14 protein-coding genes are annotated in these 12,783 nt (G+C 51.0%); 7 read left to right on the forward strand and 7 right to left on the reverse strand.

The window, feature by feature from the left end; genetic code table 11:
* The first annotated feature begins 110 nt into the window (after positions 1–110).
* Positions 111–671: a cob(I)yrinic acid a,c-diamide adenosyltransferase gene (locus ACQUQM_RS14850; protein WP_432470673.1), complete on the forward strand. Its 561-nt coding sequence runs from the start codon at positions 111–113 to the stop codon at positions 669–671.
* 81 nt (positions 672–752) lie between these two features.
* Positions 753–1,013 (forward strand): hypothetical protein, encoded by a 261-nt coding sequence (locus ACQUQM_RS14855; RefSeq protein ID WP_432470674.1) that lies wholly within the window; start codon positions 753–755, stop codon positions 1,011–1,013.
* A gap of 29 nt (positions 1,014–1,042) precedes the next feature.
* On the opposite strand, the gene ACQUQM_RS14860 is transcribed toward ACQUQM_RS14855, so the two are convergent.
* Both ACQUQM_RS14860 and ACQUQM_RS14865 read right to left on the reverse strand, forming a co-directional pair.
* Positions 1,043–1,681, reverse strand: a complete 639-nt coding sequence (locus tag ACQUQM_RS14860; RefSeq protein ID WP_432470675.1) for a histidine phosphatase family protein — start codon at positions 1,679–1,681, stop codon at positions 1,043–1,045.
* A 128-nt stretch (positions 1,682–1,809) separates the two neighbouring features.
* Positions 1,810–2,688, reverse strand: coding sequence for a cobalamin-binding protein (locus ACQUQM_RS14865; protein ID WP_432470676.1), 879 nt, complete (start codon positions 2,686–2,688; stop codon positions 1,810–1,812).
* A 67-nt stretch (positions 2,689–2,755) separates the two neighbouring features.
* Between ACQUQM_RS14865 and ACQUQM_RS14870 the strand changes: the two genes are divergently transcribed.
* Together ACQUQM_RS14870 and ACQUQM_RS14875 are read left to right on the forward strand one after the other, a co-directional pair.
* Positions 2,756–3,952, forward strand: coding sequence for an NnrS family protein (locus ACQUQM_RS14870; protein WP_432470677.1), 1,197 nt, complete (start codon positions 2,756–2,758; stop codon positions 3,950–3,952).
* Positions 3,953–4,187: 235 nt separating this feature from the next.
* Complete coding sequence (locus tag ACQUQM_RS14875) at positions 4,188–4,514, forward strand: hypothetical protein (protein ID WP_432470678.1); 327 nt, start codon at positions 4,188–4,190, stop codon at positions 4,512–4,514.
* Between the two features lie 137 nt (positions 4,515–4,651).
* Here the strand turns inward: ACQUQM_RS14875 and ACQUQM_RS14880 are convergent, their stop codons facing one another.
* Entirely contained in the window at positions 4,652–5,635 is a 984-nt protein-coding gene (locus ACQUQM_RS14880) for an MDR family oxidoreductase (RefSeq protein ID WP_432470679.1), read from the reverse strand.
* Positions 5,636–5,811: 176 nt separating this feature from the next.
* Between ACQUQM_RS14880 and ACQUQM_RS14885 the strand changes: the two genes are divergently transcribed.
* Positions 5,812–6,567, forward strand: coding sequence for a FadR/GntR family transcriptional regulator (locus ACQUQM_RS14885; protein ID WP_432470680.1), 756 nt, complete (start codon positions 5,812–5,814; stop codon positions 6,565–6,567).
* 121 nt (positions 6,568–6,688) lie between these two features.
* The gene (locus ACQUQM_RS14890; protein ID WP_432470681.1) at positions 6,689–7,270 is read left to right on the forward strand and encodes a YhcB family protein; all 582 of its coding nucleotides are present in this window, start codon (positions 6,689–6,691) and stop codon (positions 7,268–7,270) included.
* A 51-nt stretch (positions 7,271–7,321) separates the two neighbouring features.
* On the opposite strand, the gene ACQUQM_RS14895 is transcribed toward ACQUQM_RS14890, so the two are convergent.
* The gene (locus tag ACQUQM_RS14895) at positions 7,322–8,083 is read right to left on the reverse strand and encodes a Nif3-like dinuclear metal center hexameric protein (protein ID WP_432470682.1); all 762 of its coding nucleotides are present in this window, start codon (positions 8,081–8,083) and stop codon (positions 7,322–7,324) included.
* 83 nt (positions 8,084–8,166) lie between these two features.
* Here ACQUQM_RS14895 and ACQUQM_RS14900 point away from each other — a divergent pair, with 83 nt between their 5' ends.
* Positions 8,167–9,339, forward strand: coding sequence for a trypsin-like peptidase domain-containing protein (locus ACQUQM_RS14900; RefSeq protein ID WP_432470683.1), 1,173 nt, complete (start codon positions 8,167–8,169; stop codon positions 9,337–9,339).
* A gap of 66 nt (positions 9,340–9,405) precedes the next feature.
* Here ACQUQM_RS14900 and hisD read toward each other — a convergent pair whose 3' ends face one another.
* The 3 genes from hisD to murA all read right to left on the reverse strand — a co-directional run bounded on the left by hisD (position 9,406) and on the right by murA (position 12,774).
* Positions 9,406–10,713, reverse strand: a complete 1,308-nt coding sequence (hisD, locus tag ACQUQM_RS14905) for a histidinol dehydrogenase (RefSeq protein WP_432470684.1) — start codon at positions 10,711–10,713, stop codon at positions 9,406–9,408.
* Complete coding sequence (gene hisG / locus ACQUQM_RS14910; protein WP_432474831.1) at positions 10,713–11,381, reverse strand: ATP phosphoribosyltransferase; 669 nt, start codon at positions 11,379–11,381, stop codon at positions 10,713–10,715. The genes hisD and hisG overlap by 1 nt, the downstream gene beginning before the upstream one ends.
* A 130-nt stretch (positions 11,382–11,511) precedes the next feature.
* The gene (gene murA, locus ACQUQM_RS14915) at positions 11,512–12,774 is read right to left on the reverse strand and encodes a UDP-N-acetylglucosamine 1-carboxyvinyltransferase (RefSeq protein ID WP_432470685.1); all 1,263 of its coding nucleotides are present in this window, start codon (positions 12,772–12,774) and stop codon (positions 11,512–11,514) included.
* Positions 12,775–12,783 lie beyond the last annotated feature (9 nt).

The raw sequence follows: 12,783 nt of genomic DNA on the forward strand, positions 1-12,783 counted from the left end.
TGCAGGCCGTCATCTGGAATCTACAGTAGGTTATTGCTTCTGATAGCCTTTGCATTATTCAATCTGTGCTACCATTTTTCTGAAGAGAATTTGAGCAGGAGTCCCTATCTATGGCTAACCGCCTGACCCGAATCTATACCCGTACCGGCGATAAAGGCACTACGTCTCTGGCCAGCGGTGCCAAAGTAGCCAAGAATCATCCCCGTATCGAAGCCCTGGGCGATACCGATGAGCTTAACTGTTTGCTGGGTCTGTTGCTGGCGGAGCTGCCTGCGGCTGATGAGCTGAAGTCAATTCTGACACAGTGCCAGAACGATCTGTTCGACCTGGGTGGCGAACTGGCAGTAGCGGATGATAACTACAAGGTGATCACCGCTGAGGTTATCGCAGAAATGGAACAGCAGATCGATAATCTGAACCGCGAACTGCCACCGCTGAAAGAGTTCATCCTGCCCGGAGGTAGCCGTGCAGCAGCTCTATGCCATCAGGCACGCAGCATCTGTCGCCGTGCAGAACGCAGGATAGTTGAACTTGCCCACGAAGAAACGGTCAACCCTGAAGGCGCAGCTTACCTGAATCGATTATCCGATCTGTTATTTGTTGCCGCGCGCGTTCTGGCTCGGCGAAACGACGGCCAGGAAGTTCTTTGGCAGCCGCGAAAACCAGTTTAAAATAACGGCCAGGAAATTCTTTGGCAGCCAATTACCTGGTAAGCCAGCAACCCCGTAAACCTGTTAAGAGATACCAACCCCATGCGATCCATTCTGATTCTACTCTCCGCTTTGCTACTATCACCGATAGCATTAGCCGATTGTTCCGATGAGCAAACCTGGTGCAACACTAAGTGTGAAGTAAAACACCTGGGGGATGACGCTGCTATCACCGGATGCAAATCAAAATGCGTTGCCGCCCGCGCCGCCTGCAGTACTAAATCAGGAGCCGAAACAGCCGTTGAAGCGAGCAAGAAAGCGTTAAAAAATACTGAATCATTCTTTAAAGGGCTAACTGAGTAAGCCAGAAAACCGGTTGGCCACAACAGAGATCATCGACCGGGTAACCAGTTAATGAACGCCACTGATGCCCAGCCTTTGCCGTCATCACCGCCCTGTTCATTATCAAATCCCAGCTGGATCCGGCTCAGACTGGCATGGTCCAGCTGCAGAGTCGACCAGCTAGACGACGGCAGCCGCAACACTTGCGCCAGAATCCCACGAATTACTCCGCCGTGACTCACCACCAGCAGATTGTCATCTTCACCAGCCAGCACCTGATCCAAAAATTCAGCTATGCGGGACTGAAGCTCAGCAATAGTCTCCCCACCCGGCGGAGGATTCTCTTCCGGGGTACGCCAGAAAGCCTCGGCCTGTTGCGGAAAATCACGCCATACAGCACTGACATCACGCCCTTCCCAATCCCCGAAATCGATCTCCCTCAGGTTTTGATCTAGCATCAACGGCACATTTCCTGCCGTAGCGAAATTCTGGGCAAAACCACTACAACGCTGCAGTGGTGAGCTAAACACTTTCTGCCAGACCGAAGCTGAGCTGAAATCGCTAACCGTTTGCTTCATCTGCCTGGCGCCTTCTGCACTCAGGGCAGAATCGGTTGTACCCCGATAGATCGGGCCGCCCTCTGTTGCGCCATGGCGAAGCAGATCAATGGTGATCACCCGGTTATCCATTTGCCTCTCCCGCTCCGTTTGGAGCAATTTTAAAAAATGCCTGCATGTCTGATCCGATACTTCTGAGCGTGCATATCGGACTCTTGCAACCAATTCAGATACGTTATGTTGATATCACCTTATGAAGGCTACCGGCTTTCCCTGACATTCTGCAACGTATCACACATCGCTTCGGCACCATCCAGAATCCGCATGGTCGGCCGGTACAGCAGATCTTCATTGAGCTGATAGAACTGATCGCTCTTAGCGGCACTAAGCGTATGCCACTGCTGCCATTGTTCGGCCCAGTCCTGTGGAATATTTTTCCTACCCGTCAGGATCACTTCGGGATCAACTGACAGTACCGACTCGACGCTTAATCGGGGGACCGGTTCGGCATGCCCGGTAAACAGGTTTTGTCCTCCGCACAGGCTTATTATCTGATCAATTAACTGGCTGTGGTTTATTGTCATCAACGGTTTATTCCAGAGCTGGTAAAACACCCGCACCGACGCCTGTCCCGCGTACTTCCTATGCAACTCAGCCAGCCTGAAATCAAACCGTTGCGCTAATGCTTCACCCTCACTACGGCCAGTCAGGATACCAAAGCTACGTAAATTAGCGGGTATATCTTTCAGCAGGTGCGGATCCGAATAATAAACAGGAAGCCCCAGCGCTTCGAGCCGTTCCAACTGAATCCGGGGATTACCGTCCGGCCAGCCGATTACCAGATCCGGCTGCAGGGCGATAATCGCTTCAATATTGAGGGATTCATAATTACCGATAACCGGCAGTTCAAGGGCTTCGGCAGGGTAATCGCTATGGCTGGTGACGCCGACAACTTGTGGCCCTGCTCCGACCGCAAACAGGTTTTCGGTGATGTGCGGTGACAGTGAAACCACCCGCTGCGCCGGTTGAGCAAGATCAAGCACCCGGCCCCGGTTATCTGTCACACTGATTTCAGCTAAAGCGGACTCTGTAACAAGCAAAAACAGGAACAACTTAACAAAGATGTATTTATAATGCATAATTAGTCCGCAATTGAATTAACAACGCAATTTTACTCTATTCAGCATCAAAACGGTCGTAGATTTCATGCAGATTCAGGAACCCAGAGACCCTAAGGGGTTTGCTTTATTTAACCTAGGCTTCCGGCCTTTCTTCCTTCTTAGCGCAGCATCGGCACTGGTTCTGATGCTGATCTGGCTGATGATGCTGGGTAAAGGCGATTCCGCTCACAACTATTATCTACTGAATCAGTACTGGCATGGACATGAGATGCTATTCGGCTATGCCATCGCCGTCATCGCAGGCTTTCTGCTTACCGCGGTACGCAACTGGACATCGATCCAGACCCCGTACGGAGCCACTCTGGCAGGCATCACCGCAGTATGGTTTCTGGGTAGAATACTACCGTTTTTCAGCGCTGTTGTTCCGGATTATGTAATCGCTGCTGCTGACCTGGCCTTTCTACCGCTGGTTGCCCTCGGCATCGGACTGCCTATCGTTCGCTCCGGCAATTATCGTAACCTGGTGTTTATCGTAATTTTGCTGGCGATGACCGTAGCCAACCTGTTGGTTCACCTACAGCTGCTGGGTTACACCGAAAACACTTTAGCCGCCGGACTGCAGATGTCGCTAGCTCTTATCGTCACCGTCATGGTCGTGATGGGTGGACGGGTTATTCCCTTCTTCACCGAACGGGCGCTGGGTGTTTTTCAGGCTAAAAAATATGACTGGCTGGAGAAATCCGTTATCCCACTGGCCTTTGGCTGGCTGTTTGCCGACCTGCTGATACCACAAGAATCAGCCCTGCAGTCAATCACTTACCTGCTGGCAGGTATCAACGGTATCGTACATTTGATTCGGGTCGCTGGCTGGTTCCACCCTCGCATGCTCCGCAACCCGTTAATCTGGGTGTTGCATGTTGCTTACCTGTTTATCCCGCTGGGTTTCATCCTGTTCGCGCTGAGCGACCTGCTGAATATCTCAATTTACCTGTCCACCCATGCTTTTGCCGCCGGAGCGATAGGCTCCATGACCCTTGGCATGATGGCACGTGTATCCCTGGGCCACACCGCACGCCAACTGAAAGTTTCAAAACTTGTGGTTGCATCATTCCTGCTGATGGCCGTCGCCGGTGTGATCCGGATACTTCTGCCGATGATTCCGGGAATGTACATGATGGGTCTGCATATCTCCGGCGGGCTGTGGATTATTTCCTGGGCGCTATTTTTGGTGCCGTACACCCCAATACTCATCAGACCTAGAATGGATGGACAGTTTGGCTAGTTTCGATCAGGCCAGACCGCGGCTTCGCCGCTCGCTAGAACGTCGCTGCGCGCCTTGCTAGTGGCTAGAAAAAGCGGAAAAGCCTTCTTAAGCGGGTATCTTCGGATAGCCGCTTTTTTTTGCTTTGTAAGCAAGTATTGAAGATTGGTATTGCACTGTAACTCATCACTTGTAGTCGGGTCATTACTCAACCAAACTTATGCTTCAGCACAACGTTAAGCTGTAGAGCCTCAGAATGAAAATAGTGTTTCTTACATTAATTTTTCTATCATCTTTTGCCAGGGCAGAAGACTGTGAAATAACAGGCCAGGCCATTCTTTGGGCATACGACGCCTGTTTTTGGAAGCATGAAACTGATGACTCAATTCATCCCGGAGTAATTGAGTGCGTAAGAGATTCACAAAAAGAAATTAAGTCGCATGGCGAATGCCCGGCAAGGCAGTTATTTAAATCCCGGATTTGTGATTTAGCTAAAAGGTGGAGCCTGACTGAACCTGATCCAGAAACCTGCATGGCCATAGATAAGCCTCTGGGACCTGCCGTTAAAGAGGGCGGCATATAAAAACGTTCCGTTTATTCTCTATCACTGTCAGTATGAATAACAAAAAAGGAGACCAACGGTCTCCTTTATGCTTTTTCTAGCCACTAGCAAGGCGCGTAGCGACGTTCTAGCGAGCGGCAAAGCCGCGTTCTAGCCACTTATTTATTAGGATCTACGAGAGTACGCCCCTGAATCTTACCTGCAATAATATCCGCCGCCGCTTGCGGCACTTCCGACAAACCGACGACATTACCGATATCCCCCAACGCGGACTCAGGCAGATCGGTCAGCAGACGATTCCAGGCCTGGGTACGAATATCCACAGGGCACATCACCGAGTCGACACCCTGCAGACGGACGTTACGCAAGATAAACGGCATAACAGTAGTTGGCAATTTAAAACCACCAGCCAGACCGCAGGCTGCAACTACACCACGATAATCTGTTTCCGCCAGAACCCGAGCCAGAATAGCATCGCCCACAGTATCGATAGCACCTGCCCAACGTTGTTTTTCTAGCGGACGCGACTTCTCGGCCATCTCTTCGCGGGATAATAGTTCACTGGCACCCAGAGAGCGCAGATAGTCATGAGTTGATTCGCGGCCGGTCACAGCGGCAACGGTGTAACCTAACTTACTCAGGATCGCTACGGCAACACTGCCAACACCGCCGGCAGCACCGGTTACAACTACAGCGCCTTTATCTGGTGTAATCCCCCCCTCCTCTAGCGCCATCACACACAGCATCGCGGTGAGGCCTGCTGTGCCAATTGTCATAGATTTCTGGGCATCCATGCCGGTCGGCATTTTGACCAGCCACTCAGGCTTCAGGCGGGCAAACTGGCTGTAGCCCCCCCAGTAACGCTCACCGACACTCCAACCGGTCATGATCACCTGATCACCTGGCTGAAAATCGACAGAGCGAGACTCTTTTACGGTGCCCGCCAGATCAATTCCCGGTACCATCGGGAAGCTATGCACAATTTTTCCAGTTCCGGTTACAGCCAGGCCATCCTTGTAGTTCAGCGATGAATAGCTGACTTCTACCAGCACATCTTCATCCGGCAGATCGACCAGATCCAGTTGTTTAACTTCGGACAGAGTCTTGCCGTCCTGTTGATCCAGCACTAGTGCATTAAACATAACTAACCTCGCTTATTAGCAGCCTGTAACGGTAATTCTGACAGGGCTTTCTATTTGTCTTACAAATTTACATTAGAGCAATATAACCTGTTTTTATTTGTCTTACAAATTAACAATAAGCCGTATCTATGGAATAATGGCTGCCTAACTATAGTTGTAAAAACAGGAATTCATCTGTGAATCTGGAAATCGAACCCGTCGCACAACGCAGCTTGTCCAGCCAGATTGCTGACCAGATCCGTCAGGCGATCATGGATGGTTCACTAAAAGCCGATGATCGCCTGCCAACCGAAGGCGAACTCGCGCAGCGCTATCAGGTATCACGCCCGACTATACGCGAAGCACTGAAGCGGCTGGCTGCACAAAACCTGGTACGCTCCCGCCGCGGCCCTACAGGTGGTACATTTATTAACCGTCCTTCGGCAGCTGACCTGAGTGATGCCCTGAGCAGCGCCACCACGTTGCTGGTCGGCATGGATGCTTTCTCCATGGATGAGATTAACCAGACCCGCCTGCTGATGGAACAAAACTGCATCCGTCTGGCGGCAGATGCGATCACTTCAGAACAGCTACAACAACTTGAGCAGGAATTGGATACTCAGCAGCAACCGCAACTCAGCCCGGAAGAGTTCTGCGCGTCGGATGTCCGCTTCCATCGTACTATCGCCGAAGCTTCGGCTAACCAGCTACTCAGCTTTATCATGTTCAGTATTATCGAAGCGCTACAGCCGATCAGTAATATGGTTACCTTCCGATTCCGTGAACGTTCGGTGATTATTGATCAGCATCAGCGCATGCTCCGCGCCTTACAAAATAGTGATGCGGAACTGGCTTGCGCGGTACTGCGTGAACAGATTAATTATCTGGCTGAGAAATATGCCGAAGTACAGCAATGGCGCGATAACCGGGAGCCGGTAAAACCTGCTCAGTAGCATTGATCCGACGCAGCTGATCGACCAATTTAGCATAGGCATTGCTATGACTTTGGGGTATTCTTTGGCTTACGCTTTCTGATAGTAATTTATGGTTTAAAAAGCGACTTAAGGAGTCTTTGTGGAAGATAACAGCGTCTGGATTATCGGTATCGTCACCCTGGCAGTCGGCGCCCTGATAGGTTACCTGCTGGGCCGTTCGGGTGAAAATTCGAACAAGCAACAACAACTGATCGATCAGCTCAATGAGTCACAACGCGAGCTGACCGAATATAAAGACCAGGTTAATAATCATTTCGAGCAAACCGCCGATCTGGTTAACAATCTGACTGAGAGTTACAAGGCAGTTCACCAACATCTGGCTAAAGGTTCCGAGGCATTATGCCTCACCGAACACACCCCGGTTGAACTGGATAAAGCACCTTTGCAATCCCGTATTCAGGACAATCCTGAAACAGAAGCGAAAGCGGAGATCCCAACAGTCACCGACGAAGTCAGCAGCCCTGAATCCGCACCTGCCGAGCCAGAAGTCGTTGAGCCACCACGGGACTACGCGCCGAAGAAAGCAGATGAAGAGGGTACTCTCTCTGAGAGCTATGGTCTGAAGAAAGAGCCGGTCGAGGAAGAGGAAGATATTCCGGTACTGAAAGATCATATTCCCGGTAACGCATTGCGTGATGATGAGCATAAGCAAAGCGCATAATAATTCTGCTTAGCCCTTAAGAAACTACTCATAACACTACAAACCCGGTTTTTAGACCGGGTTTTTTATATCTACAAACTGATGCTCCAGATCAAACTCAGCAGCCAGCGCCTGTCCCAACGCCTGCACACCATAACGCTCAGTCGCATGGTGACCGGCAGCGAAGTAATGAATACCAAGCTCTCTGGCACTATGCACCGTCGGTTCTGATATTTCTCCTGAAATATAGGCATCCAAACCCTGCTCAGCCGCCTGATCGATGTAGTCCTGCGCGGCACCGGTACACCAGCCAACCGATTCAATCAGTTCTGGACCAGCGTCAATATGCATCACCTCCCGCCCCAGCACTGCACTGATATGGCTGGCAAACTCCGTCGCCGTTACAGGCTTTGTCAGGCGTCCGGTCAGGCCGATACTAAGAGGGTTATCCGGCTCAAGGCCGGCAACGGTTTCAAGTCCAAGTAACTCAGCCAATTGCGCATTATTCCCCAGCTGCGGGTGCCCGTCTAATGGCAGGTGATACGCCAGCAGGCTGATATCATTTACCAGCAACGTTTTCAGGCGCTGTTTTTTTATTCCGCAAATCTGCGGTGCCTCACCTTTCCAGAAGTAGCCGTGGTGTACCAGGACCAGATCAGCCTCCAGCTCAACCGCCCGGTCAAGCAAGGCCTGACTGGCTGTTACACCACTGACAATACGCGATACCTGATCTTTGCCTTCCACCTGAAGACCGTTAGGACAATAATCCCGGTAGCGCTCCGGCGTCAGTAACTGGTTACTGTATTTAATAATTTCCTGCAGAGATGTGGCCATAATGGTTATCTTTCTTTTTCCAAAATTCTGTATAATTCTAAGAACACTCGAAAAGCTTTACCACCGTTATAAAGGCAAAATCGATGCGACGTCTTTCATTTCTGGTCTGGCCGATACTCTCTGGTATTCTGGCAGCCGTTATTTTGCTTAATTATCTGCCGGAGATGTTTGCTCCGCAGATCAATACGGTGGAGATTCGTGAAACTCCTGCGCAGAATAGCAACCTGTCGCTCTCCGGCCCGGTATCTTATGCCGATGCAGTTGAGCATGCCGCCTACAGTGTCGTCAACATCTACACCCGCACTGTTATTCCGAAAAATGAAAACCCACTGTATAACGATCCTGACTTCCGTAAATTCTACGAGGGTAAAAACAGCGGTAAAGAGCGAATCCAATCCAGCCTGGGTTCCGGTGTAATCCTCACCTCCGATGGTTATATCGCTACTAATAACCATGTTATTTCCGGCGCTGGCAGCGTTGTCGTTGCCCTTAAGGATGGCCGCGAAGCACTCGCTAAGATTGTCGGTGTCGATCCTGAAACAGACCTTGCAGTACTCAAGATCGAACTGCAGAACCTGCCCAGCATTACGCTCAGTTCATCCGCCAATCTTCGGGTCGGCGACGTCGCACTGGCAATCGGCAATCCGTTCGGCGTGGGACAGACAGTGACTATGGGAATCATCAGTGCCACCGGCCGTAACCAGCTGGGGCTGAATACTTATGAAGACTTTATTCAGACCGATGCAGCCATTAACCCCGGCAACTCCGGAGGTGCCCTGATTGATGCCCGTGGTAACCTGATCGGTATTAATACCGCTATATTCTCACGTACCGGAGGATCTCAGGGGATCGGCTTCGCGATTCCTTCGGACCAGGCCAAACAGGTCATGCAGGACCTGATTCAGCACGGCCGGGTTATCCGTGGCTGGGTCGGCGTTGAAGTACAGGAGATGACCAGCCAACTGGCCGAATCATTTGGCCTTAAAGAGAGCCACGGCCTGATTGTTGCCGGTATCTTCCGTAACGGACCGGCCCACAAGGGCGGCCTGCTACCCGGAGATATTATGCTGGAGATCGCCAACGAAAAAGTGATCGACAGCTTCAGTTCAATGAACAAAGTGGCGCGGATGCCGCCTGACAGTGTGGTGCCAATTAAAGTATGGCGTAATGGCGAATATATTAATCTTGAAATCATTGTTGCAGAACGGCCGCAGCGGCAGCCACAGAAACAACCTTCACAGTCACAGAACAAGTAGCGACAATTCAAAACAAAAAAGCCCTGCAAGTGCAGGGCTTTTTATTAACTGGAACTAAGCAACAACTTAATCCTTGATACGGTACTCAGCAGAGCGGGCGTGAGCTGTCAGACTCTCACCACGGGCCAGCACGGAAGCGATTTTACCCATGTCCGATGCTCCCTGATGGGAGAAGTTGATCAAAGAAGAGCGCTTCTGGAAATCATACACCCCTAAAGGTGAGGAAAAACGTGCAGTACCCGATGTCGGTAGTACGTGGTTAGGACCGGCACAATAGTCACCCAGCGCTTCAGCAGTATAACGCCCCATAAAGATGGCTCCGGCATGACGAATCTGTGGCAGCAATGCTTCAGGATCTTCGATAGACAGTTCAAGGTGCTCAGGCGCTATCCGGTTACACACTTCAGCCGCGTCATTCAGATCAGCAACTTTGATCAGCGCGGCCCGGTCAGCCAGAGATTTAGTAATGATCTCCTCGCGCTCCATGGTCGGTAACAATTTCTGAATGCTCTGCTCTACCCGATCCAGGAAGTCAGCATCAGGGCTCAACAGAATAGATTGAGCATCTTCATCATGCTCCGCCTGAGAGAACAGGTCCATCGCAATCCAGTCGGGATCGGTCTGACCATCGCAGATCACCAGAATTTCCGAAGGGCCGGCGATCATATCAATACCAACAGCGCCAAACACTGCACGTTTAGCCGTGGCCACGAAAATATTACCTGGGCCAACGATCTTATCGACCTTTGGTACTGTTTCAGTTCCATAGGCCAGTGCCGCCACTGCCTGCGCACCACCAATGGTAAAAGCACGGTCAACACCAGCCAGCGCGGCAGCAGCCATCACCAGCTGATTTACTTCGCCGTCCGGCGTCGGTACGACCATGATCAGTTCACCGACACCAGCAACTTTAGCCGGAATCGCATTCATCAGTACTGATGATGGATAGGACGCTTTGCCTCCGGGCACGTAGAGTCCTGCTTTATCCATCGGCGTAATCTTCTGCCCCAGGACGGTGCCATCAGCCTCGGCATACTGCCAGGACTCACCCTTCTGACGCTCATGGTAGTCACGCACGCGTTCAGCAGCCACTGTCAGCGCATGGCGCTGATCATCGGGCAAGGTATCCAGCGCCTGCTGAAGATCTTCCTGAGTCAGCTCAAGCTCACTCATTGCGCCTGCATTCAGGCGATCGAAACGGTTAGTGAATTCGATAACCGCACTGTCACCTTCGCGCTTAACCCGCGCCAGAATATCGTTAACGATGCCGTTAACCTGGTCATTAGATACTGACTCCCAGGCTAACAGCTTATCCAGCTGTTCACTGAAGTCAGCCTGACTGTTATCCAGTCGTAAGATCTCAACATTGGCCATTATTTTTCAGCCTTTTCTTTACCAGCGCTGTCTTTACGCGCTTCAACTGCGGCAGACAGAAGATCAATAATCGGCTGGATCTGGCGGTGTTTCATCTTCATTGCGGCTTTTCCAACCACCAGGCGGGAGCTGATATAACCAATATCTTCCATCTGCTCCAGGCCATTAGCCCGCAGCGTGTTGCCAGTATCGACAATATCAACGATACGATCGGCCAGCCCCATAATAGGGGCCAGCTCCATCGCACCATACAGTTTGATAATATCGACCTGACGCCCCTGACGGGCAAAGTATTCTTTAGTGACATTGACAAATTTAGTCGCCACTTTCATGCGCCCTTCAACTTCACTGGCATTCTTCATTCCGGCAACCATCAAACGGCAGCAGGCGATATTCAGATCCAGCGGTTCGTAAAGGCCCTTAGCGCCATATTCAAGCAGCACATCTTTACCTGCCACACCCATATCCGCACCGCCATGCTCAACATAGGTCGGTACATCGGTAGCCCGGATCACAACCAGCTTAATGTTGTCATGATTGGTATCGAAGATCAGCTTGCGACTGCTGAAAATATCTTCAGCCGGAACAATATCAGCCGCCTCTAGCAGAGGTAGCGTATCTTTCAGAATGCGTCCCTTAGACAGGGCAATTGTCAGTTTCTGTTTCATATTCGCTGTTTCGTTACCACTTGGATTCATAGACCCCTGCTCTTATAGTGGCAGGAGTCTGTGAACATTCTGTTAATCTTTATGACTTAAGCTGAGAGCCCGGTTGTACAGTCTAATCCTGCGAACCCGGTTAGCCCGGTACACGCTTGATTTTGGCACCCAGCAACTGCAGCTTTTCTTCGATACATTCATAGCCACGGTCGATATGGTAGATCCGCTCGATCATGGTATCGCCTTTAGCGACCATAGCCGCAATTACCAGGCTGGCCGATGCCCGCAAGTCTGTCGCCATTACCGGAGCAGCTGTCAGCTCTTCAACACCTTCGATGATCGCAGTATTTCCATCGATAGTAATCTTGGCTCCCATCCGGATCATCTCTTGCATGTGCATGAAACGATTTTCGAAAACGGTTTCCTTGATTACACTGACGCCTTCTGCAACGATATTCATCGCTGCAAACTGAGCCTGCATATCCGTAGGAAAAGCGGGGTAAGGTGCTGTTGTCAGGTTAACCGCCTTTGGCCGTTTACCTTTCATATCCAGAGAAATCCAATCTTCGCCGACTTCTATCTCAGCGCCGGCTTCCTGCAGTTTCTGCAACACGGCATCGAGAATATCAACTCGGGTATTCTTAACTCGAACAGAGCCGCGTGCAGCCGCTGCAGCAACCAGGTATGTACCGGTTTCAATGCGGTCGGCAATAACCGGAAAATGGCAGTTTTTCAGCGATGCCACACCGTTAACCGTAATAGTATCAGTACCGTGGCCTCTGATATCCGCACCCATAGCGATCAGGAATTCCGCCAGGTCGACGATTTCAGGCTCACGGGCAGCGTTCTCTATTATACTCTGACCTTCTGCCAGGGCCGCTGCCATAAGGATGTTTTCGGTTCCGGTTACGGTCACTACATCAAAGAATACCCGACCTCCTTTCAGGCGACCATCGCAAGTCGCACGGATAAAGCCCTCTTCAACGGTAATTTCAGCACCCAGCGCTTCAAGGCCTTTGAGGTGCAGATCAACCGGACGACTACCGATTGCACAACCACCCGGCAGCGAAACTTCAGCATGACCGTAATGCGCAACCAAAGGCCCCAGCACCAGGATAGATGCACGCATGGTTTTAACTAATTCATAGGGTGCTACAGTCGAAGTAAGGGTCCGGGCATCGATCTCAACATTGAGTTTTTCATCGATGGTCAGGTCCACTCCCATCTGCCGTAATAGCTCCAGCATGGTCGTAATATCATGCAGGTGAGGCAAATTACTGATCGTCACCGGCTCGTCGGCTAGCAGTGTCGCAGCAAGAATTGGCAACGCAGAGTTTTTCGCACCGGAGATTTTAACATCACCGCTAAGATCATAGCCGCCGCTTATAATCAGCTTATCCATCTTAATACC

The organism is Amphritea sp. HPY (assembly GCF_050870985.1).
Lineage (GTDB): Bacteria > Pseudomonadota > Gammaproteobacteria > Pseudomonadales > Balneatricaceae > Amphritea.

Coding starts and splice junctions, on each gene's coding strand:
- hisG (WP_432474831.1), bottom strand. CDS start 11,381: ATGAAACAGAAACTGACAATTGCCCTGTCTAAGGGACGCATTCTGAAA.
- ACQUQM_RS14850 (WP_432470673.1), top strand. CDS start 111: ATGGCTAACCGCCTGACCCGAATCTATACCCGTACCGGCGATAAAGGC.
- murA (WP_432470685.1), bottom strand. CDS start 12,774: ATGGATAAGCTGATTATAAGCGGCGGCTATGATCTTAGCGGTGATGTT.
- ACQUQM_RS14865 (WP_432470676.1), bottom strand. CDS start 2,688: ATGCATTATAAATACATCTTTGTTAAGTTGTTCCTGTTTTTGCTTGTT.
- ACQUQM_RS14855 (WP_432470674.1), top strand. CDS start 753: ATGCGATCCATTCTGATTCTACTCTCCGCTTTGCTACTATCACCGATA.
- ACQUQM_RS14895 (WP_432470682.1), bottom strand. CDS start 8,083: ATGGCCACATCTCTGCAGGAAATTATTAAATACAGTAACCAGTTACTG.
- ACQUQM_RS14860 (WP_432470675.1), bottom strand. CDS start 1,681: ATGGATAACCGGGTGATCACCATTGATCTGCTTCGCCATGGCGCAACA.
- ACQUQM_RS14880 (WP_432470679.1), bottom strand. CDS start 5,635: ATGTTTAATGCACTAGTGCTGGATCAACAGGACGGCAAGACTCTGTCC.
- ACQUQM_RS14875 (WP_432470678.1), top strand. CDS start 4,188: ATGAAAATAGTGTTTCTTACATTAATTTTTCTATCATCTTTTGCCAGG.
- hisD (WP_432470684.1), bottom strand. CDS start 10,713: ATGGCCAATGTTGAGATCTTACGACTGGATAACAGTCAGGCTGACTTC.
- ACQUQM_RS14900 (WP_432470683.1), top strand. CDS start 8,167: ATGCGACGTCTTTCATTTCTGGTCTGGCCGATACTCTCTGGTATTCTG.
- ACQUQM_RS14870 (WP_432470677.1), top strand. CDS start 2,756: ATGCAGATTCAGGAACCCAGAGACCCTAAGGGGTTTGCTTTATTTAAC.